The 23,439-nt window shown below is 68.2% G+C and carries 22 protein-coding genes and 2 riboswitches; of the genes, 13 read left to right on the top strand and 9 right to left on the bottom strand.

Annotated features, from left to right (window positions below):
- Positions 1 to 97: 97 nt before the first annotated feature.
- Positions 98 to 1,441, top strand: a complete 1,344-nt coding sequence (locus tag DQP57_RS14790; protein ID WP_205869135.1) for an aspartate aminotransferase family protein — start codon at positions 98 to 100, stop codon at positions 1,439 to 1,441.
- Here the strand turns inward: DQP57_RS14790 and DQP57_RS14795 are convergent.
- Positions 1,416 to 1,667, bottom strand: a complete 252-nt coding sequence (locus DQP57_RS14795) for a hypothetical protein (protein WP_112633653.1) — start codon at positions 1,665 to 1,667, stop codon at positions 1,416 to 1,418. The genes DQP57_RS14790 and DQP57_RS14795 overlap by 26 nt on opposite strands.
- Before the next feature lie 227 nt (positions 1,668 to 1,894).
- On the opposite strand from DQP57_RS14795, the gene DQP57_RS14800 reads away from it, so the two are divergent.
- The 4 genes from DQP57_RS14800 to DQP57_RS14815 all read left to right on the top strand — a co-directional run bounded on the left by DQP57_RS14800 (position 1,895) and on the right by DQP57_RS14815 (position 6,026).
- A complete protein-coding gene (locus tag DQP57_RS14800) occupies positions 1,895 to 3,136 on the top strand; it encodes a D-alanyl-D-alanine carboxypeptidase family protein (RefSeq protein WP_112633654.1) in 1,242 nt (413 codons plus the stop codon).
- A 5-nt stretch (positions 3,137 to 3,141) separates the two neighbouring features.
- A complete protein-coding gene (locus DQP57_RS14805; RefSeq protein WP_112633655.1) occupies positions 3,142 to 4,506 on the top strand; it encodes a sugar porter family MFS transporter in 1,365 nt (454 codons plus the stop codon).
- Entirely contained in the window at positions 4,497 to 5,630 is a 1,134-nt protein-coding gene (gene nagA / locus DQP57_RS14810; protein ID WP_112633656.1) for an N-acetylglucosamine-6-phosphate deacetylase, read from the top strand. The genes DQP57_RS14805 and nagA overlap by 10 nt, the downstream gene beginning before the upstream one ends.
- 5 nt (positions 5,631 to 5,635) lie before the next feature.
- A riboswitch (guanidine-III (ykkC-III) riboswitch) is annotated at positions 5,636 to 5,700 on the top strand.
- A gap of 11 nt (positions 5,701 to 5,711) precedes the next feature.
- On the top strand, positions 5,712 to 6,026 hold the full coding sequence (locus tag DQP57_RS14815; RefSeq protein ID WP_112633657.1) for a DMT family transporter: 315 nt from the start codon (positions 5,712 to 5,714) through the stop codon (positions 6,024 to 6,026).
- Here DQP57_RS14815 and yhjD read toward each other — a convergent pair.
- Together yhjD and trpS are read right to left on the bottom strand one after the other, a co-directional pair.
- Positions 6,023 to 7,060 (bottom strand): inner membrane protein YhjD, encoded by a 1,038-nt coding sequence (yhjD, locus tag DQP57_RS14820; protein ID WP_112633658.1) that lies wholly within the window; start codon positions 7,058 to 7,060, stop codon positions 6,023 to 6,025. The genes DQP57_RS14815 and yhjD overlap by 4 nt on opposite strands.
- A gap of 41 nt (positions 7,061 to 7,101) precedes the next feature.
- A complete protein-coding gene (gene trpS / locus DQP57_RS14825; RefSeq protein ID WP_112633659.1) occupies positions 7,102 to 8,121 on the bottom strand; it encodes a tryptophan--tRNA ligase in 1,020 nt (339 codons plus the stop codon).
- A gap of 215 nt (positions 8,122 to 8,336) precedes the next feature.
- Between trpS and DQP57_RS14830 the strand changes: the two genes are divergently transcribed.
- Positions 8,337 to 9,140: an alpha/beta fold hydrolase gene (locus DQP57_RS14830; RefSeq protein WP_165821814.1), complete on the top strand. Its 804-nt coding sequence runs from the start codon at positions 8,337 to 8,339 to the stop codon at positions 9,138 to 9,140.
- On the opposite strand, the gene DQP57_RS14835 is transcribed toward DQP57_RS14830, so the two are convergent.
- Positions 9,133 to 10,362 (bottom strand): NADP-dependent isocitrate dehydrogenase, encoded by a 1,230-nt coding sequence (locus tag DQP57_RS14835; protein WP_112633661.1) that lies wholly within the window; start codon positions 10,360 to 10,362, stop codon positions 9,133 to 9,135. The two genes, DQP57_RS14830 and DQP57_RS14835, sit on opposite strands and share 8 nt — an antisense overlap.
- A gap of 27 nt (positions 10,363 to 10,389) precedes the next feature.
- Complete coding sequence (locus DQP57_RS14840) at positions 10,390 to 12,624, bottom strand: NADP-dependent isocitrate dehydrogenase (RefSeq protein ID WP_112633662.1); 2,235 nt, start codon at positions 12,622 to 12,624, stop codon at positions 10,390 to 10,392.
- A 150-nt stretch (positions 12,625 to 12,774) separates the two neighbouring features.
- Positions 12,775 to 12,897, top strand: a riboswitch (SAM riboswitch).
- 129 nt (positions 12,898 to 13,026) lie between these two features.
- Between DQP57_RS14840 and DQP57_RS14845 the strand changes: the two genes are divergently transcribed.
- From DQP57_RS14845 to DQP57_RS14860, 4 genes are read left to right on the top strand one after another with little or no spacing between them, the layout of a single operon-like run.
- Entirely contained in the window at positions 13,027 to 14,430 is a 1,404-nt protein-coding gene (locus tag DQP57_RS14845; protein ID WP_430919281.1) for a bifunctional o-acetylhomoserine/o-acetylserine sulfhydrylase, read from the top strand.
- A gap of 10 nt (positions 14,431 to 14,440) precedes the next feature.
- Complete coding sequence (gene metX / locus DQP57_RS14850; RefSeq protein WP_112633664.1) at positions 14,441 to 15,583, top strand: homoserine O-acetyltransferase MetX; 1,143 nt, start codon at positions 14,441 to 14,443, stop codon at positions 15,581 to 15,583.
- Positions 15,580 to 16,311, top strand: a complete 732-nt coding sequence (locus DQP57_RS14855) for a class I SAM-dependent methyltransferase (RefSeq protein ID WP_112633665.1) — start codon at positions 15,580 to 15,582, stop codon at positions 16,309 to 16,311. The genes metX and DQP57_RS14855 overlap by 4 nt, the downstream gene beginning before the upstream one ends.
- A gap of 2 nt (positions 16,312 to 16,313) precedes the next feature.
- On the top strand, positions 16,314 to 16,748 hold the full coding sequence (locus DQP57_RS14860; protein ID WP_112633678.1) for a VOC family protein: 435 nt from the start codon (positions 16,314 to 16,316) through the stop codon (positions 16,746 to 16,748).
- A 20-nt stretch (positions 16,749 to 16,768) separates the two neighbouring features.
- On the opposite strand, the gene DQP57_RS14865 is transcribed toward DQP57_RS14860, so the two are convergent.
- Positions 16,769 to 18,127: an HNH endonuclease signature motif containing protein gene (locus tag DQP57_RS14865; protein ID WP_112633666.1), complete on the bottom strand. Its 1,359-nt coding sequence runs from the start codon at positions 18,125 to 18,127 to the stop codon at positions 16,769 to 16,771.
- Between the two features lie 156 nt (positions 18,128 to 18,283).
- Positions 18,284 to 19,732, bottom strand: coding sequence for an FAD-dependent oxidoreductase (locus DQP57_RS14870; protein WP_165821813.1), 1,449 nt, complete (start codon positions 19,730 to 19,732; stop codon positions 18,284 to 18,286).
- Between the two features lie 258 nt (positions 19,733 to 19,990).
- Between DQP57_RS14870 and DQP57_RS14875 the strand changes: the two genes are divergently transcribed.
- Positions 19,991 to 20,545, top strand: a complete 555-nt coding sequence (locus DQP57_RS14875) for a DUF732 domain-containing protein (RefSeq protein WP_112633667.1) — start codon at positions 19,991 to 19,993, stop codon at positions 20,543 to 20,545.
- 22 nt (positions 20,546 to 20,567) lie between these two features.
- Here the strand turns inward: DQP57_RS14875 and DQP57_RS14880 are convergent, their stop codons facing one another.
- The gene (locus DQP57_RS14880; RefSeq protein ID WP_112633668.1) at positions 20,568 to 20,849 is read right to left on the bottom strand and encodes a DUF3017 domain-containing protein; all 282 of its coding nucleotides are present in this window, start codon (positions 20,847 to 20,849) and stop codon (positions 20,568 to 20,570) included.
- Positions 20,846 to 21,691: a bifunctional methylenetetrahydrofolate dehydrogenase/methenyltetrahydrofolate cyclohydrolase gene (locus tag DQP57_RS14885; protein WP_112633669.1), complete on the bottom strand. Its 846-nt coding sequence runs from the start codon at positions 21,689 to 21,691 to the stop codon at positions 20,846 to 20,848. The genes DQP57_RS14880 and DQP57_RS14885 overlap by 4 nt, the downstream gene beginning before the upstream one ends.
- 139 nt (positions 21,692 to 21,830) lie before the next feature.
- Here DQP57_RS14885 and DQP57_RS14895 point away from each other — a divergent pair, with 139 nt between their 5' ends.
- Complete coding sequence (locus tag DQP57_RS14895) at positions 21,831 to 23,048, top strand: NADH:flavin oxidoreductase (RefSeq protein WP_112633670.1); 1,218 nt, start codon at positions 21,831 to 21,833, stop codon at positions 23,046 to 23,048.
- Between the two features lie 24 nt (positions 23,049 to 23,072).
- Positions 23,073 to 23,439, top strand: a 367-nt coding sequence (locus DQP57_RS14900; protein ID WP_133259243.1) for an FHA domain-containing protein, incomplete at its 3' end; no start/stop codon positions are given.

A 23,439-nucleotide genomic window follows, 5' to 3' on the forward strand; every position in this document is an offset into this window, starting at 1 on the left:
GGAGCCGCGCCATCAAACCGAGCGCGGCGACGCCGAGCGCCGAACGGCGCGAGGAAGGAGCCGCGCCATCCAGCCGAGCGCTACGCTCACCAACAACATGACTGGGAATCTCTGGCTGCACTTCGCCCGGCACGGCCCGGACATCACGCCGCCGATCATCACCCGCGGCGAGGGTGTCACCATCTACGACGACCGCGGCAAGAGTTACCTCGACGGCCTGTCCGGGCTGTTCACCGTGCAGGTCGGCCATGGCCGCACCGAGCTCGCCGAGGTCGCCGCCCGCCAGGCGGGCACGCTGGCGTTCTTCCCGCTGTGGGGCTACGCCACTCCCCCGGCGATCGAGCTCGCCGAACGCCTCGCCGGCCACGCCCCGGGCGACGTGAACCGGGTGTTCTTCACCACCGGCGGAACCGAGGCCGTCGAGACCGCGTGGAAATTGGCCAAGCAGTACTTCAAGCTCACCGGCAAACCCGGTAAGCACAAGGTGATTTCGCGATCGGTCGCCTACCACGGCACCACCCAGGGCGCGCTGGCGATCACCGGGCTGCCGAAATACAAGGCGCCGTTCGAGCCGGTGACACCCGGCGGCTTCCGGGTGCCCAACACCAACTTCTACCGGGCGCCCGAAACGCTGCGCACCGACCCGAAGGCGTTCGGGCAGTGGGCCGCCGACCGGATCGCCGAGGCCATCGAGTTCGAGGGCCCCGACACCGTGGCCGCGGTGTTTCTGGAGCCGGTGCAGAACGCGGGCGGCAGCATCCCGCCTCCCCCAGGCTATTTCGCGCGGGTGCGCGAGATCTGCGACGAATACGACGTGCTGCTGGTCTCCGACGAGGTGATCTGCGCGTTCGGCCGGATCGGGTCGATGTTCGCCTGCTCATCGGACCTCGGCGACTTCGGCTATGTGCCCGACATGATCACCTGCGCCAAGGGGATGACGTCGGGCTACTCACCGATCGGCGCCATGATCGCCAGCGAGCGGCTGTTCGAGCCGTTCAACGACGGCGCCACCATGTTCCCGCACGGCTATACCTTTGGCGGCCACCCGGTTTCGGCGGCCGTCGGGCTGGCCAACCTGGACATCTTCGAGCGCGAGGGCCTCAACGATCACGTCAGAACTCAGGCGCCCGCCTTCCGCGCCACCCTGGAGAAGCTGTACGACCTGCCCATCGTCGGCGACGTGCGCGGGGAGGGATTCTTCTACGGCGTGGAATTGGTCAAGGACCAGGCCACCAAGCAGACCTTCAGCGACGACGAACGCCGCCCGTTGCTGGCCCGGGTCTCCTCGGCGCTGTTCGAGGCGGGGTTGTATTGCCGCACCGACGACCGCGGCGATTCGGTCATCCAACTGGCGCCGCCGCTGATCAGCGGCCAGGCCGAATTCGACCTCATTGAGGCGGCGCTGCGCGCGGTGCTCAGCGACGAGTGCCGTCTGCTGTAGCCAGGATCCGCCTGACCTCGTACGCGGCCAGCAGCACCTCCCGCGAATGCGCCGCGGTGGGGCTGCTCCCGATCCGCGATTGCGCGTTGCACAGCCAGGCCAGCGCCGACCGCAGGTCGCCCTCGGGCGCGGCATCGCGGTGCTGCTTCAGCTCCGCCAGCACCCGGTCATGATCGGAGCTGCGAACCTGGCTGCCCTTCTCCACCTGCTTGAGCAGATGTTCCAACGATCGCGGCCCGTCGCCGCCGCGCCGCCGCGCGGACCACGTTCGAGACCAAAACCCGTCGTTTGAAATGGCACATCCCTCGGCAAGTCGGGGCGGTCGACGGCATCCAGGCTGACCGCGTGCCCAGCGTAACCCGGCCCAGCCGACACGGCTCAGTAACTTCCGTCTCACCAGTCACAGCGCGGCTCCCCGGATTCGGGCCGTCGATCGCTTACTGTGCACAGACGATGACCCTGTTACGTTCCGCATCATGCCTGGCAGCGGCGCTTTTCCTGGCGGCCGCCCCCGTCACGGCGGGTCTGCCGCTCGCCGGCGCAGAACCCGGCGCGGAGCCCAATGCCGCGCCGGCAAACTGCCCGTACAAGGTGAACACGCCGCCGGCGGTGGATTCCTCCGAGGCCCCCACCGCCGGTGACCCGCCGATCCCGCTGGCGGTGCCCGCCAAGCCGGTCGGCGGTGACGCGCTGGGCAGCTGCGGCATCGTCGCGGCGCCGAACACGCCAGCCCTGCCCAACGACGTCTCCGCCGAGGCCTGGCTGGTGGCGGACCTGGACAGCGGCGCGGTGATCGCCGCCAAGGATCCCCACGGGCGGCACCGCCCGGCCAGCATCATCAAGGTGCTGGTCGCGATGGCCTCCATCAACGCGCTCAACCTGAACAAGGCCGTTCCCGGAACCGCCGACGACGCCGCGGCCGAGGGCACCAAGGTGGGCGTCGAGGAGGGCGGCGTGTTCACCGTCAACCAGCTGCTGCACGGGCTGCTGATGCACTCCGGCAACGACGCCGCGCACGCGCTGGCCATGCAGCTGGGCGGCATGCAGCAGGCGCTGGAGAAGATCAACGTGCTATCCGCTAAGCTGGGCGGTCAGGACACCCGGGTGGCGTCGCCGTCGGGCCTGGACGCGCCGGGCATGAGCACCTCGGCGTACGACATCGGGCTGTTCTACCGCTACGCCTGGCAGAACCCCACGTTCGCCGACATCGTCGCGACGCGGACGTTCGACTTCCCTGGCCACGGCGACCACCCGGGCTACGAGCTGGAGAACGACAACCAGTTGCTCTACAAATATCCCGGCGCCCTGGGCGGCAAGACCGGTTACACCGACGACGCGGGCCAGACGTTCGTGGGCGCGGCCAACCACGACGGACGACGGCTGGTGGCGGTGCTGTTGCATGGCACGCGGGTGCCGATCGCGCCGTGGGAACAGGCCGCGCACCTGCTGGACTACGGCTTCTCCACGCCGCAGGGCACCCAGGTCGCCTCGCTGATCGCCCCGGACCCGTCGCTGGCGCCGGCCAAGCGCGACGCCGCCGCGGACCCGCTCGCCAACAACGCCGCGGCCGGCGGCATCATCCCGTCCGCGGACGCCATGCCGATCCGGGTGGGTGTGGCGGTGATCGGCACCGTCGTGGTGTTCGCGCTGATCATGATGGCCCGTTCGATGAACCGCCGACCGCAGCACCGCTGAGCGCCGTGGCACGCGGATCGCGGCGCGGACTGCTGGTCGGGCTGACCGCCGCCAGCGTCGGCGTCATCTACGGCTACGACCTGTCCATCATCGCCGGGGCGCAGTTGTTCGTCACCGAGGACTTCGGACTGTCCACGCGCCAGCAGGAACTGCTGACAACGATGGTGGTGATCGGGCAGATCTTCGGTGCGCTGGGCGCCGGCGTGCTGGCCAACGTCATCGGGCGCAAACGATCCGTGGTGCTGATCCTGTGCGCCTACGCGGTTTTCGCGCTGCTGGCCGCGTTCTCGATCTCGCTGCCGATGTTGTTGACGGCGCGGCTGCTGCTGGGCCTGACCATCGGGGTGACGGTGGTGGTGGTGCCGGTGTACGTGGCCGAATCGGCGCCGACGGCGGTGCGCGGCTCGCTGCTGACGGCTTATCAGCTGGCGATCGTCAGCGGCCTGATCGTCGGCTATCTGACCGGCTACGCGCTGGCCGGCACCCACAGCTGGCGATGGATGCTGGGGCTCGCCTGTGTGCCCGCAATCCTGTTGCTGCCGTTGGTGATTCGGATGCCCGACACGGCACGCTGGTATGTGCTCAAGGGCCGGACGGACGAGGCCCGGCGGGCGCTGCTGCGGGTCGAGCCGGCGGCGCGCGTGGACGACGAGCTGGCCGAGATCGGGCGCGCGCTGAGCGAGGATGCCCCCGGCGCGGGCGGCGGGTTCGCCGAGATGCTGCGGCCGCCGTACCTGCGGGCCACCGCCTTCGTCGTGGTGCTCGGCTTTCTGATCCAGATCACCGGCATCAACGCGATCATCTACTACAGCCCCCGCATCTTCCAGGCCATGGGCTTCACCGGCAATTTCGCGCTGCTCGGGCTCCCGGCCCTGCTGCAGGTCGCCGGGCTGGCGGCGGTCGGCGCGGCGCTGCTGCTGGTCGACCGGGTGGGCCGACGGCCAATCCTGTTGTGGGGCACCGCCATGATGATCGCCGCCGACGTCGCACTGATGGCGGTGTTCGGCCAGGGTTTCGGCGGCGCGATCGCCGGGTTCGCCGGCATCCTGTTGTTCATCGTCGGCTACACCATGGGCTTCGGCTCGCTGGGCTGGGTGTACGCCAGCGAAAGCTTCCCGTCGCGGCTACGCTCGATCGGGTCGAGCACCATGTTGACCTCAAACCTGGTGGCTAACGCCATCATCGCCGCAGTGTTCCTGAGCCTGCTCCATTCGCTGGGCGGCGCAGGGACGTTCGCGCTGTTCGCCTCGCTCGCGCTGGTCGCGTTCGTCTTCGTCTACCGCTACGCGCCGGAGACCAAGGGCCGCCAGCTCGAGGACATCCGCCACTTCTGGGAGAACGGCGGCCGCTGGGAGAACCCGTGCCCTTGATCGCCGCGGGCACCATGGTGCTCGAGGGTCAGGTCTGCCGCCCGGGCTGGCTGCGGACGGCCGGTGAAGGGATCGCGGCCTGCGCGCCCGGGCCGCCGCCCGAGCCACCCGATCGGGATTTCCCGGATTGCACTGTGGTGCCGGGCTTTGTCGACATGCACGTGCACGGCGGCGGCGGCGCCTCCTACACCGACGCCGACGGCATCGCCGGCGCCGCGGCGTTTCACCTGCGGCACGGCACCACCACCACGCTGGCCAGCCTGGTCACCGCCTCGCCGCCCGAACTGCTGGACGGGGTGCGCGCGCTGGCCGGGGCCACCGGGCGCGGCACCGTCGCGGGCATCCACCTCGAGGGGCCGTGGCTGAGCCGGGCGCACTGCGGCGCCCACGACCGGACCCAGATGCGCGATCCGGACGCGCACGAGATCGACGCGCTGCTGGCCGTGGGCGGCGACGCGATCCTGATGGTGACGCTGGCTCCCGAGCTGCCCGGGGCCGACGCGGCGATCCGGCGCTTCACCGAGGCGGGAGTCGTTGTGGCGGTGGGTCATACGGCCGCCACCTATGAGCAGACCCGGCACGCCATCGCGCTGGGCGCCACGGTCGGCACGCATCTGTTCAACGCGATGCCACCGCTGCACCATCGCGAACCCGGCCCGGCCCTGGCCCTGCTGCGCGACCCCCGGGTGACCGTCGAGCTGATCGCCGACGGCGTGCACCTGCACCCCGACGTGGTGCGGTCGGTGATCGGGGCCGCCGGACCCGGCCGGGTCGCCATGGTCAGCGACGCGATCGCCGCGGCCGGCCGCGCCGACGGCGCCTTCCGGCTCGGGGCGGTGCCCATCGACGTCGTCTCCGGCGTCGCACGCGTGCACGGGACGTCGACGATCGCCGGCAGCACCGCCACCATGGATCGGCTCTTCCGCACGGTGCACGCCGATGCGGGGCTGGTGGCGGCCGTGCAGACGACGGCCGTGACGCCGGCGCGAGCGCTCGGCCTGCCGCGGGTGGGTGAACTCAGGGCGGGCCACGACGCCAATCTTGTTGTGCTGGACCGCGATCTGCAGGTCGGCGCCGTCATGCTGCGCGGTGACTGGCGGGATCCGTCGCCGGAAGTTTGTTAGCATCGAGCGCGTCAGCACCTGACAACCGGACGAGGGGCCCCGTACCCGGCCAGCGACAAGACGGCGCCGCGGAGGTGCGTGATGGCCTGGCTCGTCCTGATTGCGTCGGGGATCCTGGAGGCGGTGTGGGCGACCGCCCTGAGCAAGGCGGACGGCTTCTCCCGGCCGCTGCCGTCGCTGGTTTTCCTTGCGGCCGTGGCTCTTTCGATGAGCGGATTGGCGATCGCCATGCGCACGCTGCCGGTCGGAACCAGTTATGCGGTCTGGGTCGGCGTCGGGGCCGCGCTCACGGTGGGTTATGCGATGCTGACCGGTGGCGAATACGTTTCGTCGATCAAGCTGGCGCTGATCGCCGGGATCGTGGTCTGCGTCGCGGGTCTCAAACTGGTCGGCTAGCGGCTGCGCCGGGTGAAGCGGGCGATGCGGGAAAGTGTCAGCGCGCCAACGGCTCCCAGCGCCATCGCCGTGAGCGTCTGGCGGGTGTTGAGGCCCTCATCCATCTGCACGCGCGGGGCGATGATCGCCGGGGCCGGCGGGGCGACGGGCAGACTGCGTGGATCCGTGGATGCCGTCGCCGCCCAGGCCGTGCAGAACAGGACCAGATAGGCGGTGATGTAGGCGAACACCATCAAGCCCAGCACCGGCCCGAACGCGGCTCCCGCGGGACTGCGCAGCACCGTCTTCAGATAGATGGACGCCACCTGTTTGAACACCTCGAAGCCGATCGCCGCGATCAACCCCGCGCGCATCGAATCGACCAGGCTGACCTTCTCCCGGGGCAACCGGGCGATCATCCAGGTGAACAGCAACCACGACACCAGCGTCGCGATCAGAATGGAGATCAGCCAGAAGAGCCAGTCGAACACCACAAACCGCGGTATGCCAAGCCATTTCAGCAGCGCGGACATGGGCGCGGCGTGGCCGACGGTGGTCAGTGCGACGGTGACCACGATCACCGCGAACGTCCCCACCATCGCCAGCAGATCGGAGAGCTTGTTGCGCACGAAGCCCGGTGACTCGATGTGGGTGTCCCACCACATCTCCGTCAGCGCCTGGCGCAGGTGCGAAATCCAGCCCAGGCCCGCCCACACCGCGGTGGCCAAACCGATGATGCCGACCGACGTTCGGGCGTCGATCGCCGAATTCATCAACTCCTGCAGCTGATTACCCAACGTGCCGTTCACCTGGGAACGGATGTGGTCGTCGATGGTGCTCAACAACTGCGGCCGGCGGGCCAGCACGAACCCGAAGACCGCGAAACCGACCATGAGCAAAGGGAACAACGCGAAGATCGTGTAATAGGTGAGGCCGGCCGCGAAAAACCCGCCGTTGCGCTCGTCGAAACGCTGGTAGGCGCGGATGACGTGATCGATCCAGCCGTAGCGGGTCCGCAGTCGATCGAAAATGCCCGGCTTGGCCGGCTCGCTCATCGCACGACTCCAATGAGAAGCGGATCTAGCTCCGTGGGGATCTAGTTCCCTGATGGAAGAAACCCAAGCCGATCGTAAACCCGCCGGACCGTTTTCCCGGCCACATCGTTGGCCTTTTCCGCGCCGGCGGCCAACACGGCCTCCAATTCGGCTACATCCGCGGACAGTTCGTCGACCCGGGCCTTGATCGGGGCGACGAACTCGACGACCGCCTCGGCGGTGTCCTTCTTCAAATCGCCGTAACCCCTTCCGGCATAGCCGTCCACGAGTGTGTCGATCCCGACGCCGGTGACCGCGGACTGGATGCTCAGCAGGTTGGACACGCCCGGCTTGGCCTCGATGTCGAAGCGGATCTCCCGCTCGCTGTCGGTGACCGCCGAGCGAATCTTCTTGGCCGACACCGCCGGATCGTCGAGCAGGTTGATCAACCCGGCGTCGGTGGCCGCCGACTTGCTCATCTTCGCCGTCGGGTCTTGTAAGTCGTAGATCTTGGCGGTCGCCTTGGGAATGAGCATGTCCGGCACCACGAACGTGTCCGGGAAGCGGCCGTTGAACCGCTCGGCGATGTCGCGGGCCAACTCGAGGTGCTGACGCTGGTCCTCGCCGACCGGCACCAGATCGGTGTCGTAGGCCAGCACGTCGGCGGCCTGCAGCACCGGGTAGGTGAACAGCCCGACGGTGGTCGAATCCGTCCCCTGGCGCAGCGACTTGTCCTTGAACTGCGTCATCCGCGACGCCTGCCCGAACCCGGTGAAGCACCCCAGCACCCACGCCAGCTGGGTGTGGGCGGGCACCTGACTCTGCACGAACACGGTGCTGCGGGCCGGGTCGATGCCCAGCGCCAGGTACTGGGCAGCGGTGATCAAGGTGCGACGGCGCAGCGCCTCGGGATCCTGGGCGACGGTGATGGCGTGCAGATCGACCACGCAGAAGAACGCGTCATGGTCGTCCTGCAGCGCGACCCACTGCGTGACGGCGCCCAGCGCGTTACCCAGGTGAAGCGAATCGGAGGTGGGCTGCACGCCGGAGAAAATCCGGCTGGATCCGGTAGCGGTGCTCATGATGCACCGATCTTTTCACGCGCGGCCGCCGGGGCCGCACGGACCGGCGCCCGGCCACCCCGGATGTTGCGGTACCGGCGGTACCGCATTTAATGTCGGGTTATGCGCACTCTCGTCTGCTCGGCTCCTTCCGCGTGAGCTCCGCTCACTCGCCGTCGCCTTCGGGCCGGTCGCCGATCCACCTCGGTCCCCGGGATGGGTCCGGAGAGCCGATCCTGATGCTGCACGGGTTCCTGATGTCGCAGACGGTGTGGGAGCCGGTCGCGCCGCGGCTGGCCGACACCGGCCGCTTCGAGGTCTTCGCGCCGACGATGGCCGGGCACAACGGCGGGCCCTACGCCGGCACCTGGCTGCTGAGCTCGTCGGTGCTGGCCGACCACGTCGAGCGCCAGCTCGACCAGCTGGGCTGGGAGACCGCGCACCTGGTGGGCAACTCGCTGGGCGGCTGGGTCGCCTTCGAGCTGGAGCGGCGCGGGCGCGCGCGCAGCGTGACCGGCATCGGCGCCGCGGGCGGATGGACGCGGTGGAGCCCGGTGAAATTCGAGGTCATCAGCAAGTTCATCGCGGGCATGCCCATGCTGGCGCTGGCCCGGCTGTTCGGTGAGCGGGTCCTGCGGTTGCCGCTCAGCCGGCGGTTGGCCACCCTGCCGCTCACCGCACGGCCGGACGGCATCAGCGCCGAGCAGCTGTCCGTCGTCGTCGACGACGCCGCGCACTGCCCCGCGTACTTCCAGCTGCTCGTCAAATCGCTGCTGGATCCCGGCCTGCTGCAGTTGGCCGAGACCGCGGTGCCCGTCCAGCTGGTGCTCTGTGAGAAGGACCGGGTGGTGCCCGCGAGCAGGTTCAGCCGGCACTTCACCGACTACCTGCCCCAGGGCACGAAGATCACCGAGCTCAAAGGCGTCGGGCACGTGCCGATGTTCGAGGCCCCCGACCGGGTCACCGCGGCCATCGCCGACTTCGTCGACGAATGCGCCGCCGGCCGGCACGCGGAAAGGCACCAACCCCCGGCTAGCTAGCCAGGCGTTTGTCCAGGTTCTCGGCGATCGAGTTGAGGAACTCCTCGCTGTGCTGCCACTCCTGGTCGGGGCCGATCAGGATGGCGAGGTCCTTGGTCATCTTCCCGCTCTCGACGGTGGAGACCACCACGTTCTCACACGTCTGGGCGAACTCGGTGACCTCGGGGGTGTCGTCCAGCTTCCCGCGGTGCGCCAGCCCCCGCGTCCAGGCGAAGATCGAGGCGATCGGATTGGTCGAGGTCGGCTTGCCGGCCTGATACTGGCGGAAGTGCCGGGTGACGGTGCCGTGCGCGGCCTCGGCCTCGACCGTCTTGCCGTCGGCGGTCATCAGCACCGACGTCATCAGCCCCAGCGAGCCGTAGCCCTGCGCGACGAGGTCAGACTGGACGTCGCCGTCGTAGTTCTTGCAGGCCCACACGTAGCCGCCCTCCCACTTCAGGCAGGCCGCGACCATGTCGTCGATCAACCGGTGCTCGTAGGTCAGCCCCTCGGCCTCGAACTCGTCCTTGAACTCCTCGTCGTAGACGCGCTGGAACTCGTCTTTGAACATGCCGTCGTAGGCCTTGAGGATGGTGTTCTTGGTGGACAGGTACACCGGCCACTTGGCGTTCAGCCCGTACTTCAGCGAGGCGCGGGCGAAGTCCCTGATGGAGTCCTTGAAGTTGTACATCCCCATCACGACGCCGCCGTCGTCGGGGATGGACACCACCTCGTGGACCATCGGCTCGCTGCCGTCGGCGGGGGTGAAAGTGATTGCGACGGTTCCGGGTTTGTCGACCTTGAAGTTGGTCGACCGGTACTGGTCGCCGAAGGCGTGACGGCCGATGACGATCGGCTTGGTCCAGCCCGGCACCAGCCGCGGCACGTTCGAGATCACGATGGGCTCGCGGAAGATGGTGCCGCCCAAGATGTTCCGGATCGTGCCGTTCGGCGAGAGCCACATCTTCTTGAGGTTGAACTCCTGGACGCGGGCCTCGTCGGGGGTGATGGTCGCGCACTTGACGCCCACGCCATGCCTTTTGATGGCGTAGGCCGCGTCGATGGTCACCTGGTCGCCGGTGCGGTCGCGGTGCTCGATGCCCAGGTCGTAGTAGTCCAGGTCGATGTCGAGGTGCGGCAGGATCAGCAGGTCCTTGATGAACTTCCAGATGACGCGGGTCATTTCGTCACCGTCGAGCTCTACGACGCGGCCTTTGACCTTGATCTTGGCTTCGCCTGCCATGTCGAGTCCGGCTTCCTGGTTGCGGCCCTAGCCCGTCGAAGCAGCCAGCGCCTCGTTGAATGTCTTGCTGGGCCGCATGATCGCCGTCGTCTTCTCGGCGTCCGGGTAGTAGTAGCCGCCGATGTCGACCGACTCGCCCTGCGACTCGGCGAGTTCGGACACGATGGTCTCTTCGTTCTCGGCCAGCGAGTCGGCCAGCGCACCGAAGTGCTGACGCAACTCCTCGTCGTCGGATTTTGCGAGTTCGGCCGCCCAGTACAGCGCCAGGTAGAACTGGCTGCCGCGGTTGTCGAGCTCACCGGTCTTGCGCGACGGGCTCTTGTTGTTCTCCAGCAGCTTGCCGATCGCGGCGTCCAGCGTCTTGCCCAGCACCTTGGCGCGCTCGTTGTCGGTCTTGATGCCGATGTCTTCGAAACACGCTCCGAGAGCCAGGAATTCACCCAGCGAATCCCACCGCAGGTGGTTCTCCTCCACCAGCTGGTGGACGTGTTTGGGCGCCGAACCGCCCGCCCCGGTCTCATACATGCCACCGCCCGCCATCAACGGCACGATGGACAACATCTTGGCGCTGGTGCCCAGCTCCAGGATCGGGAACAGGTCGGTGAGGTAGTCGCGCAAGATGTTTCCGGTCGCGGCGATGGTGTCCTGCCCGCGCATCGCACGCTCGATCGTGTATCGCATGGCCCACACCTGCGGCATAATCTGGATCTCCAGGCCCTCGGTGTCGTGCTCCTTCAGGTACGCCTTGACCTTCTTGCGCAGCTCGACCTCGTGCGGCCGCTCGGTGTCCAGCCAGAACACCACCGTCATGCCGGAGTTCCGCGCTCGGGTGACGGCCAGCTTCACCCAGTCGCGGATCGCTTCGTCGGTGACGATGGGCATGCGCCAGATGTCCCCCTCTTCCACGTTCTGGGTCAGCAGCACTTCCCCGCTGTCGAGATCGACGATGTTGGCGACGCCGGCCTCGGGGACCTCGAAAGTCTTGTCGTGCGAGCCGTATTCCTCGGCCTGCTGCGCCATCAGCCCGACGTTGGGGACCGTGCCCATCGTGGTGGGATCGAACTGCCCATGGGTTTTGCAGAAGTTGATGATCTCTTGGTAGATCCGGGAGAAGGTGGACTCGGGGTTGACGGCCTTGGTGTCCTTCTGCCGCCCGTCGGCGCCCCACATCTTGCCGCCCGCGCGGATCATCGCCGGCATCGAGGCGTCCACGATCACGTCGCTGGGCGAGTGAAAGTTGGTGATGCCCTTGGCCGAATCGACCATGGCCAGCTCGGGGCGGTGCTCGTGGCAGGCGTGCAGGTCGCGGATGATCTCCTCGTGCTGCGACGCGGGCAGCGACTCGATCTTGTTGTACAGATCGACCAGTCCGTTGTTGACGTCGACGCCGAGCTCGTCGAAAAGCTCCTGGTGCTTGGCGAAGGCGTCCTTGTAGAAGATCTTCACCGCGTGGCCGAAGACGATCGGGTGCGACACCTTCATCATCGTCGCCTTGACGTGCAGCGAGAACATCACGCCCGTCTCGTAGGCGTCCTGCATCTGCTCCTCGTAGAACTCGACGAGGGCCTTCTTGCTCATGAACATCGAATCGATGACGTCGCCGTCGCGCAGCTCGACCTTGGGCTTGAGCTCGACGGTCTCCCCGCTCTTGGTCTCCAGCACCATCTTCACGTTGCGCGCGCGGTCCAGCGTCATCGACTTCTCGCCGTGGTAGAAGTCGCCGTGGCGCATGGTCGCGACGTGAGTGCGCGACGCCGGCGACCAGTCCGCCATGCTGTGCGGGTGCTTGCGGGCGTACTCCTTGACCGCCTTGGGCGCACGACGGTCCGAGTTGCCCTGCCGCAGTACCGGATTGACCGCGCTGCCAAGGCATTTGGCGTAGCGCGCGCGAATTTCCTTGTCCTCGTCCGTCTTCGGGCTCTGCGGGAAGTCCGGGATCTTGTAGCCCTTGCCCTGCAGCTCCTTGACCGCGGCGATCAGCTGGGGCACCGAGGCGCTGATGTTCGGCAGCTTGATGATGTTGGTGTCGGGGAGCTCGGTCAGCCGGCCCAGTTCGGCCAGGTTGTCCGGCACCCGCTGTTCTTCGGTCAGGTGCTCGGGGAACTCGGCCAGGATGCGGGCGGCCACCGAGATGTCGCTGGTCTTGATCTGGATGCCCGCCGGCTCGGCGAAGGCACGCACGATCGGCAGGAACGCGTAAGTCGCCAGCAGCGGCGCTTCGTCGGTCAGTGTGTAGATGACGGTCGGCTGTTCGGCGCTCACGATCCCTCTCCCGGCGACAATGATGGGTTGAAATTTTGGGGGCTCAGCGTTCTGACTGCCACGTTATCAAGGGTGTTTGGACAGGTGTCGACCTGCACGCGCACCGCCGGGGTTAGCACTGAGTCGGCACCGTAAGATAGTCTTTGTATTGGTCATGAGCGCCAGCATCAAGCCCCGGCTTGCTGGCCGGCAACCCTCCAACCGCGGTGGGGTGCCCCGGGTGATGACCAGGTTGAGTAGCCACACACACCGGCTATCCGGCAAGCGCGGGTCCGCCATGACGGGCCCCTGAGTAGACAGGGAAACGTGATGTGCATTCTCTTGAACCGATCACGCCCGCTCGTGCGTCGCTGCTAGCCCGCGGCGCCGGTTGACGCCCCATCCTCGCGTCCCGGTTGCCCGATGCAGATTCCCCTACCAGCAGAAAGCCACCCCGTGACCTCCGAGAACGCCGATCACGACACCGATCCGACCGCGCACTGGTCGTTCGAGACCAAGCAGGTGCACGCCGGCCAGCGCCCGGACCCGGCCACCAACGCCCGCGCCCTGCCGATCTACCAGACCACGTCGTACACCTTCGACGACACCACGCACGCCGCCGCCCTGTTCGGGCTGGAAGTGCCGGGCAACATCTACACCCGGATCGGCAACCCGACCACCGACGTCGTCGAACAGCGCGTCGCCGCGCTCGAGGGTGGGGTGGCGGCGCTGTTCCTGAGCTCCGGTCAGGCCGCTGAGACTTTCGCCATATTGAACCTGGCGAGTGCCGGAGATCACATCGTGTCGAGTCCGCGCCTCTACGGCGGGACGTACAACCTGTTCCACTACTCGCTGGCCAAGCTCGGCATCGAGGTCACCTTCGTGGAGGACCCCGACGACCTGGATTCGTGGCAGGCCGCGGTCCGGCCGAACACCAAGGCGTTCTTCGCCGAGACGATTTCCAACCCGCAGATCGACATCCTCGACATCCCGGGTGTCGCCGCGGTGGCGCACGGCAACGGCGTGCCGCTGATCGTCGACAACACGATCGCCACGCCCTACCTGATTCAGCCGTTCTCCCACGGCGCCGACATCGTCGTGCACTCGGCCACCAAGTACCTCGGCGGCCACGGCTCGGCGATCGCCGGCGTCATCGTCGACGGCGGCACCTTCGACTGGACGCAGGGCCGCTTCCCGGGATTCACCACCCCCGACCCGAGCTACCACGGCGTCGTGTTCGCCGAGCTCGGTCCGCCGGCGTACGCGCTCAAGGCGCGCGTGCAGCTGCTGCGCGACCTGGGGTCGGCCGCGTCACCGTTCAACGCGTTCCTGGTCGCCCAGGGCATCGAAACGCTGAGCCTGCGCATGGACCGCCACGTCGCCAACGCGCAGCGCGTCGCCGAGTACCTGGCCGGCCACGAGGGCGTGCTGTCGGTGAACTACGCGGGCCTGCCCGACTCGCCCTGGCATGAGCGGGCGAAGAAGTTGGCGCCCAAGGGAACCGGTGCGGTGCTCGCCTTCGAGCTGGCCGGCGGCGTCGAGGCCGGCAAGGCGTTCGTGAACGCGCTGAAGCTGCACAGCCACGTGGCCAACATCGGCGACGTGCGCTCGCTGGTGATCCACCCGGCGTCCACCACGCACGCGCAGTTGAGCCCGCAGGAGCAGCTGAGCACCGGGGTCAGCCCCGGCCTGGTGCGCCTGGCCGTCGGCATCGAGGGCATCGACGACATCCTGGCCGATCTGGAGCTCGGCTTCGCCGCGGCAGCCAAATTCGGTGCGACCGCCGGGGCGTCGGGCGCCGATCCGCAAGCCGTGGCGGCGTTCTAGGGATCCGGCCATGACCATCTCCGACGTGCCGACCCAAACGCTGCCCGACGAGGGCGAGATCGGATTCGTCCACATCGGCGCGCTGACCACCGAGGGCGGCGCGGTCATCGACGACGTGCACATCGCCATCCAGCGCTGGGGCGAGTTGTCGCCGACGCGGGACAACGTGGTGGTGGTGCTGCACGCGCTGACCGGCGACTCGCACATCACCGGGCCCGCCGGCCCCGGACATCCCACCGCCGGCTGGTGGGACGGGATGGTGGGGCCGGGCGCGCCGATCGACACCGACCGCTGGTGCGCGCTGGCCACCAACGTGCTGGGCGGTTGCCGCGGGTCCACCGGCCCCAGTTCCCGGAAACGGGACGGAAAGCCTTGGGGCTCACGTTTTCCCCGCATTTCGATCCGCGACCAGGTTGAGGCCGATATCGCCGCCCTGACCGCGCTCGGAATCGAACGGGTCGCCGCCGTGGTCGGTGGATCCATGGGTGGCGCAAGGGCTTTGGAGTGGATCGTCGGTCACCCGAGCCGGGTCAGGGCCGGGCTGCTGCTGGCGGTGGGTGCGCGTGCCACCGCCGATCAGATCGGCACCCAGTCCACCCAGATCGCCGCGATCAAGGCCGACCCGAACTGGCAGGGCGGCGATTACCACGACACCGGGCTCGCCCCCGACGCCGGGCTGGCCATCGCCCGCCGCTTCGCGCACTTGACCTATCGCGGTGAGGTCGAGCTCGACACCAGGTTCGCCAACCACGGGCAGAACGACGAGGATCCGACCAACGGCGGCCGCTATGCGGTGCAGAGCTACCTGGAATATCAGGGCGACAAGCTGCTGGAGCGTTTCGACGCCGGCAGCTACGTGGTGCTGACGGAGGCGCTGAACAGTCACGACGTCGGCCGCAACCGCGGCGGCGTGCGTAAAGCGTTGGGCGGCTGCCCGGTTCCGGTGGTGGTCGGCGGCATCACCTCCGACCGGCTGTACCCGCTGCGCCTGCAGCAGGAGCTGGCCGAGCAGCTGCCCGGCTGCACCGACCTGCGGGTCGTGGACTCGCTGTGCGGGCACGACGGCTTCCTGGTGGAAACCGATGCCGTCGGCGAATTGATCCGTCAGACACTGGTGTTGGCGGGCGATGGGGAAGGCACGTCGCAACGGTGACGCGCTCGCGGCACGACCGCTCCCTCTCGTTCGGCTCGGCGGCCGCGGCCTATGAGCGTGGCCGCCCCTCCTATCCCCCGGAAGCGATCGACTGGCTGTTGCCGGTCGGGGCGCGTCAGGTGCTCGACCTCGGTGCCGGCACCGGGAAGCTCACCACCCGGCTGGTGGAGCGCGGCCTGGATGTGGTGGCGGTCGACCCGATCCCGGACATGCTCGAGGTGTTGCGCACCTCGCTGCCGGAGACCCGGGCCCTGCTGGGCACGGCGGAAGAGATTCCGTTGGAGGACAACAGCGTTGACGTGGTGCTGGTGGCGCAGGCCTGGCACTGGGTGGACCCCGAGCGCGCGGTGCCCGAGGTGGCCCGGGTGCTGCGGCCCGGCGGGCGACTGGGTCTGGTGTGGAACACCCGTGACGAACGCCTCGGCTGGGTGCGCGAACTGGGCCAGATCATCGGCAGCGATGGTGACGGCCGCACCCAGGTGACGCTGCCCGAGCCGTTCACCGACCTGGCACATCATCAGGTGGAGTGGACGAGTTACCTTACGCCGCAAGCGTTGATCGACCTGGTGGCGTCCCGCAGCTACTGCATCACCTCACCGACCGAGGTCCGCACCAGGACCCTCGATCAGGTGCGCGAATTGCTGACCACCCATCCGGCGCTGGCGAATTCGACCGGCCTTGCGCTGCCCTACGTCACCGTGTGCACCCGGGCGACGCTGGCCGGGTGAGCATGGAGCAACGACTGAGTCTGATCACCTTGGGAGTTGCCGATCTGGATCGCGCGCATCACTTCTATGAACGCCTTGGCTGGCGCGGTCAAGTAGTGCAGGAAACGGTCTTCTTCCAGGCCGGCGGTCTCGCGGTGAGCCTGTGGGCCCGCGAAAAGCTCGCGGCCGACCTCGGCATCGCCGACCAGGGCGATGACGGCTTCGGCGGTGTCGCCTTGGCGCACAATGTGCGCTCGCGCGCCGAGGTGGACGAGATCCTCGCCACCGCAGACGATGCCGGAGCGACGATCGCACGCGTGGCTCGCGAGACCTTCTATGGCGGGTATGCGGGCGCATTCCGCGATCTCGACGGTCACGTGTGGGAGGTCGCCTACAACCCCGGGTTCCCGTTAGCCGACGACGGCGCGATCACGGTGCCCGACTTCTCAGACGCCTAGCTTCCATTGGCGCGCCCCGGTTACCACCCGTCGTCATCCTCATGTCGCAGCAGTTTCTCGGGGTGGTGGAAGGTGTTGGTGCGCGGTTGGCCCCGGTCGAGTTCGGGCGGTGGTTTCCATTCGGTGTCGCCGCGGGCGGTTTTGCGGGTCATCCAGCCGCCGGGTTTGAGCAGGCGGTGATGGGGGCCGCAGGCGAAGGTGAGGTCGTTGCCGTCGGTGGTGTGGCAGGCGGCGTAGTCGGTGACGTGGTGGACTTCGCAGTAGTAGCCGGGCACGGTGCAGCCCGGGTGTGTGCAGCCGCGGTCCTTGGCGTACAAGACTATTCGCTGCCCGGGTGAGGCCAGGCGTTTGGTGTGATAGAGCGCCAGCGCCTTGCCCTTGTCGAAGATCGCCAGGTAGTGATGGGCGTGGCGGGCCAGGCGGATGACGTCGCTCATCGGCAAGATGGTGCCCCCGCCGGTCAGGCCACGACCGGCGGCCGCCTCCAGCTCGGCCAGCGTGGTGGTGACCACAATCGAGGCCGGTAACCCGTTGTGCTGACCCAACTCTCCGGAGGCCAGCAGCGCCCGCAGTGCGGCGTTGAGTCCGTCGTGATTACGCTGGCTGGCACTGCGGGAGTCCTGTTCGATGGCTTCCTGGGAAGGTGCGCCGTCGATGCACGGGACGTCGTCGAGGGGGTTGCACATGCCGGGGGCGGCGAGTTTGGCCAACACGGCTTCCAGGGTGGCGCGGGCTTCGGGCGTCACCCAACCGCGTAACGCCGACATGCCGTCGGATTGCTGGTTGCCCAGGCTCAGCCCACGCGCCCGCGCCCGGTCCTCGTCGGTGTAGGTGCCGTCGGGGTTGAGGCAGTCGGCCACGGTGGCGGCCAGCGCGGCCAGCTGTTCGGGGCGAAACCGGCTGCCCTCCTGGGCTAACCGGGCTTCGGCGTGCTCGCGGGTGGGCATGTCTATCCAGCCGGGCAGGGCGTGGCAGAACTTACGGATCACCGCGACCTGCCCAGGCCCCAGCGTGCCGTCGCGTTGGGCGGCGGCGGTGGCCGGCAGCGCCGGTGGGATCGGTTCGCCGGTCAGGCCGTGGCGTGGGCCCAGATCGCGTGCCTCCTTGAGGCGCCGGGAGGCTTCGGTGCGGCTGATCAGGGTGGCCTCGGCGATCGCATACACCACGGTGCCACCCATTTCGACAGACGGCGCCTGGCGGGCAAGGGAATTGATCAGCGGATGCTCGACGGCGGGGATGCGCCGGCGCTGCCTTTCGCACCGCTGCAGTACCGCCAGCTGTTGGCGCGGATTCAGCGCGTCGACGTTGAGCGCGCAGACTCGATCCCAGGCGGCATCGAGCGCGTCGAACGCCGCGTCGATATCCTGCTGATCAGTCACACCGCCAAACTAGCCACACCCACCGACAAAAACGGCGTCAAAATCGCCATAGATTCACACTCGCGCAATTAATTTCATGAAATCACGATTCGGTATGGCTGCACAGGCACCGCGCCCGCCGTTCGGAGCCGAATCATTTCCTGCGATCTTTTTTCCCTAGAAATCCAGACCCGAGAACATCAGCCGGGTGGGGTCGTACTTCTGCCGGACGGTCGTCAGGCGCGACAGATTCGGACCGTAGTAGCGCGCGGGCGCGGTATTGGCCTCCAGGTAGTTGACGTAGCCGCCGACCGAGAACTGTTGTACCGCTTGGTGCGCCGCACCCAGCCAGGTGCTGGCGGCGGAGAGCTGGTTGGCGGCGGGCTCGACGTACCACTGCACCACCGCGGACTGATTGCGCCACGGGAACGCGGTGTCGCCCGGGGCGACGTCGGCGACCGCGCCGCCCAGCGGATCGATCAGCACCGAAGCCTGCCCCGCGCCCGACGCCGGCCACTGCCCCGCCGCGGTCGCAATGGCATGGGCCGCAGCAGAAGTCATCGGCCCGATAACGTCCGAACCTGCCACGAAACCGCGCGCCGGGCTGGTCGCGCTGCCACCGGCCAGATAGGTCACCAGGTCCATGTGGCTCAGCGTCTTGTTCGTCACGGCGCTGGGCGCCAGTCCCACCGCCGATTTGAGGGCGTCGGCCACACCGGAGCCACTCCCGGCCGGGGACGTCGCCAGCACATGGCAATTCGCCTGCGCCGAACCCACCGACAGATCGACCATCCCCCAGGTGTTCCGGTCGGCGCCCGCGAGCCACGACTGCCAGCCGGTGAGCACCTGCACCGCCGACGACGGCGGGAAGTCCAGCCGGACCAGGTCGCTGTCCGCGGTGGCGAAGGTCGCGAAGGTCATCGACGTCGTCACCCCGAAGTTGCCGCCGCCGCCACCGCGCAAGGCCCAGAACAGATCCGGGTTGTCGTTGGCCGACGCGGTCACCACGTCGCCGCTGGGCAACACCACCGTCGCCGACTGCAGCGCATCGCAGGTGAGTCCGGCACGCCGGGCGTCGGCGCCCACCCCGCCGCCCAGCGCGAGCCCGGCCATGCCGACGGTGGGGCAGGTGCCGACGGGAACGGCGCGGCCGGCGCCGGCCAGGGCCTGGTGTACCGCATACAGATTGGTCGCCGGGGTCACCGTGACGTTGTTGCCGTCGAAGTTCGCCCCGCCGGGCAGGCCGCGCAGATCGAGCACCATGGTGCCGTTGGCGCTCGACGCACCGACGTACGAATGACCGCCGCCGCGCGGCGCGATCTTGAGATTGTTAGTCTTCGCGAACGCGACGGCCTTTTGCACGTCGGCCTGCGACGAAACACGCACTACCGCAGCGGGATTGGAGCCGTTGTAGAACGAGTTGAAAACCTGCTTGCCGGTGGAGAATTGGGCGCCACTGGCCGGCAACAGCACACTGCCGCCGATCGAGGAGGCCAGGCCGCTCCAGCCGGTGGGGTCCGCGGCCGCCGGGGCGGTGCCGAACACCGCTCCCGTCGCCAACATTCCGACGGCGCCGCGAAGAAACGTCTGACGCGAGATCTCGTGGTGGGGTGGGCGGGTCGTCATGGGGCGGATTCTGGTTCATCGGCCGCCCGGAAGTCCGGTGCCACCGCCCGTGTTACGTCACAGTGTGGCGTCGATATGCCCAGCGGCCTTGCGCAATCCGGCCGCGTAATAACCGATGCCGCGCCGGCCGCGACCACACGAAACGCTTATTGTGCGAACCTTTACCCCACCGTGTCGCAAACGTGACAGTGATAGCTCAGAGTTCGTAAGCGTGATTCGAGTGCCTCAGGCGCACTCCATGGCGGACGGGGAGGCTGCGTGAAGGCACTTGCACGAACTCATCAATGGATTTGGGTTTTTCGTCATCAGCCCTTCACCATCCGCCTGCTGGCTGCGGCCGCCGGCCTGCTGACCGTGGCCTCGGCGTTCGCGGCGCCGGCCGGGGCAGAAGGAAACGGCGACGACTTCATCGACGCGCTCAACCACGCCGGCATCGACTTCGGTGAGCCAGGAAACGCGATGTCCGTCGGCGAGTCGATCTGCCCGATGCTGTCACAGCCGGGCGGCAATTTCGCGGCCGCCGCATCCAGCGTCGCCGGCCGCGGCATGTCACCCACGATGGCACGCGTGTTCACCACGATCGCGATCCAGACCTACTGCCCCCAGGAGATGGCAAACATCGCCAACGGCAACCTGTCCGGCGCCATGCCGCAGGTTCCGGGCATGCCGGGCCAGATCCCCGGGATGACCGGACAGATCCCCGGAATGCCGGGACAGGTTCCCGGGATGGCGGGACAGATTCCCGGGATGGCCGGACAGGTCCCGGGAATGGCGGCGATGCCCGGGCAGGTTCCGGCGCTGCCCAGGTACTAGGCCCAGGTACTAGGCCCAGGTACTAGCGGGTGCCCAGCGGGTCGATGGTCCAGGCGATATAGAACATCGCCGCCCCCACCGCCGCGGTGGTGATGAAGTCGGTTCCCTTGCCGCGCACCACCAGAAGGCCGGCCCGGTCCTCGGACAACAGCAAGCGCAGCAGCGCGGCCACGCCGACACCGATGCCGATCAGCAACGAACCGCGGCGCCAGAAGTTGGCCCCCACCAGGGCCAGCGCCGTCGCGAAGATCAAGCCCACCAACAGAATTGGCCACTGGGCCCGCAACACGGTCCGCGCGGTCATCCCCGCTCGGCCAGTTCGACGACGTTGGTCAGCAGGAACGCACGGGTCAGCGGGCCCACCCCGCCGGGATTCGGTGAGACGTGGCCGGCCACCTCCCACACGTCGGGGTGCACGTCGCCGGCGAGCTTGCCGTCCACCCGGCTGACGCCGACGTCGAGCACCGCCGCGCCGGGACGCACCATGTCGGCGGTCACCATGTGCGGCACCCCGACGGCGGCGACGATGACGTCGGCCTGCCTGGTCAGAGCCGGCAGGTCGCGAGTTCCGGTGTGGCACAACGTCACCGTGGCGTTCTCGGAGCGACGGGTCAGCAGCAGGCCGAGCGGCCGGCCGACGGTGACACCGCGGCCGATGACGACCACGTGCGCCCCGGCGATCTCAACGTCGTAGCGGCGCAACAGATGCACGATGCCGCGCGGGGTGCACGGCAGCGGCGCGGGGTTGTTGAGCACCAGCCGGCCCAGGTTAGTGGGGTGCAGGCCGTCGGCGTCCTTGTTCGGGTCGACCCGCTCCAGCGCCGCGTTCTCGTCCAGGTGCTTGGGCAGCGGCAGCTGCACGATGTAACCGGTGCACTCGGGGTTGGCGTTGAGTTCGTCGATGGTCTCGTTGAGCGCCTCGGTGCTGATGTCGGCGGGCAGGTCGCGGCGGATCGAGGTGATGCCGACCTTCGCGCAGTCGGCGTGCTTGCCCCGCACGTACGCCTGAGACCCGGGGTCGTCGCCCACCAGGATGGTGCCCAGCCCGGGGGTGCGGCCCGACGCGGTCAACGCGGCCACCCGCTGTTTGAGGTCGACGAAGATCTCGTCGCGGGTGGCCTTGCCGTCCAGCGTGATTGCTCCCACGCTGACAGTCTGGCAGACATCGACGATGGCGACCCGCCGCGCCCGGCTTCGCCGCGCTCGCGATCGCCGGCAGACATCGACGATGGCGACCCGCCGCGCCCGGCTTCGCCGCGCTCGCGATCGCCATTAGGCTCCGGGTATGTCTACCCCGCCGGACGTGTTGAGCCCCGCGAAACTCGGGCCGATAACGCTGCGTAACCGCACCATCAAGTCCGCCACCTTCGAGGCGCGCACGCCCGAGGCGCTGGTGACCGACGACCTCATCGAATACCACCGGCTGCCCGCCGCCGGTGGGGTCGGCATGACGACGGTCGCCTACTGCGCCGTCTCCCCCGGCGGGCGCACCGAGGGCAACGGCATCTGGATGCGGCCGGAGGCCGTGCCCGGGTTCCGCCGGCTCACCGACGCGATCCACGCCGAGGGCGCGGCGGTCAGCGCGCAGATCGGCCACGCCGGCCCGGTGGCCAACGCCAAGTCCAACAAGGCCAAGGCCCTGGCGCCGGTCCGGTTCTTCAACCCGATCGGGATGCGATTCGCCAAGAAGGCGACGCGGGCGGACATCGACGACGTCATCGCCGGGCACGCCAACGCCGCCCGCCTGGCCATCGAGGCCGGCTTCGATGCCGTCGAAATCCACCTGGGCCACAACTATTTGGCGAGCTCGTTTCTGTCCCCGCTGATCAACCGCCGCGACGACGAGTTCGGCGGATCGCTGGAAAACCGGGCCAAGGTCGCCCGCGGCATGGTGATGGCCGTTCGGCGCGCGGTGGAAAAGGAGGGCACGCCCATCGCGGTGACGGCCAAGCTGAACATGGCCGACGGGGTCCGCGGCGGCATCAGCACCGAGGAGTCGCTGACCACCGCCAAGTGGCTCGAGGAGGACGGCGGGCTGGACGCCATCGAACTCACCGCCGGCAGCTCGCTGGTCAACCCGATGTACCTGTTCCGCGGCGACGCGCCCCTCAAGGAGTTCGCCGGGGCGTTCAAGCCGCCGCTGAGCTGGGGCATGCGCATGACGGGCAAGAAATTCCTGCGCGAGTACCCCTACCGCGAGGCCTATCTGTTGCGCGACGCCAAGCTGTTCCGCAACGAGCTGAAGATGCCGCTGATCCTGCTCGGCGGCATCACCAACCGCGAGACGATGGACCTGGCGATGGCGGAGGGATTCGAGTTCGTCGCCATGGCCCGCGCGCTGCTGGCCGAGCCGGATCTGATCAACCGGATCGCCGCTGATGGCGCCGGACACCACGTGCATTCGGCCTGCACGCACTGCAATCAGTGCATGCCCACGATCTACACCCGGACGCATTGCGTGGTCACCGGCGCGCCCGATGTGGTCGCGGGCGCTCCCCGGTAATCCACAGGGGCGCAAGCTACAGTTGTGGCGATGTCAGCACCAGCCCCGCCAGCGCTAACCGTCCATCACGAAGGATCGGAACGCACCTTCGCAGCGGGCCACGATGTAGTAGTCGGGCGCGATCTGCGAGCGGACATGCGTATCACCCACCCGCTGATTTCGCGCGCCCACCTGCTGCTGCGTTTCGACCAGGGCAAGTGGCTGGCCATCGACAACGGTTCGCTCAACGGAACTTTCGTCAATGGCCGGCGCGTGCCGGTGGTCGAGATCCACGACGGGCAGGCCCTCAACATCGGCAACCCGGACGGACCGCTGCTGACCTTCGACGTCGGCCGCCACCAGGGCATGGCCGGACGTCCGCCCCGCACCGAATCGATGAACATCCCGGTGG

The sequence above is a fragment of the Mycobacterium colombiense genome (assembly GCF_003284935.1).
GTDB classification, from domain to species: Bacteria; Actinomycetota; Actinomycetes; order Mycobacteriales; family Mycobacteriaceae; genus Mycobacterium; species Mycobacterium arosiense_A.

Bases quoted from the DNA above. Each gene is read 5' to 3' on its own strand.
- DQP57_RS14790 (WP_205869135.1), top strand. From the start codon at position 98: ATGACTGGGAATCTCTGGCTGCACTTCGCCCGGCACGGCCCGGACATC.
- DQP57_RS14800 (WP_112633654.1), top strand. From the start codon at position 1,895: ATGACCCTGTTACGTTCCGCATCATGCCTGGCAGCGGCGCTTTTCCTG.
- DQP57_RS14815 (WP_112633657.1), top strand. From the start codon at position 5,712: ATGGCCTGGCTCGTCCTGATTGCGTCGGGGATCCTGGAGGCGGTGTGG.
- yhjD (WP_112633658.1), bottom strand. From the start codon at position 7,060: ATGAGCGAGCCGGCCAAGCCGGGCATTTTCGATCGACTGCGGACCCGC.
- trpS (WP_112633659.1), bottom strand. From the start codon at position 8,121: ATGAGCACCGCTACCGGATCCAGCCGGATTTTCTCCGGCGTGCAGCCC.
- DQP57_RS14835 (WP_112633661.1), bottom strand. From the start codon at position 10,362: ATGGCAGGCGAAGCCAAGATCAAGGTCAAAGGCCGCGTCGTAGAGCTC.
- DQP57_RS14845 (WP_430919281.1), top strand. From the start codon at position 13,027: ATGCAGATTCCCCTACCAGCAGAAAGCCACCCCGTGACCTCCGAGAAC.
- metX (WP_112633664.1), top strand. From the start codon at position 14,441: ATGACCATCTCCGACGTGCCGACCCAAACGCTGCCCGACGAGGGCGAG.
- DQP57_RS14860 (WP_112633678.1), top strand. From the start codon at position 16,314: ATGGAGCAACGACTGAGTCTGATCACCTTGGGAGTTGCCGATCTGGAT.
- DQP57_RS14870 (WP_165821813.1), bottom strand. From the start codon at position 19,732: ATGACGACCCGCCCACCCCACCACGAGATCTCGCGTCAGACGTTTCTT.
- DQP57_RS14880 (WP_112633668.1), bottom strand. From the start codon at position 20,849: ATGACCGCGCGGACCGTGTTGCGGGCCCAGTGGCCAATTCTGTTGGTG.
- DQP57_RS14895 (WP_112633670.1), top strand. From the start codon at position 21,831: ATGTCTACCCCGCCGGACGTGTTGAGCCCCGCGAAACTCGGGCCGATA.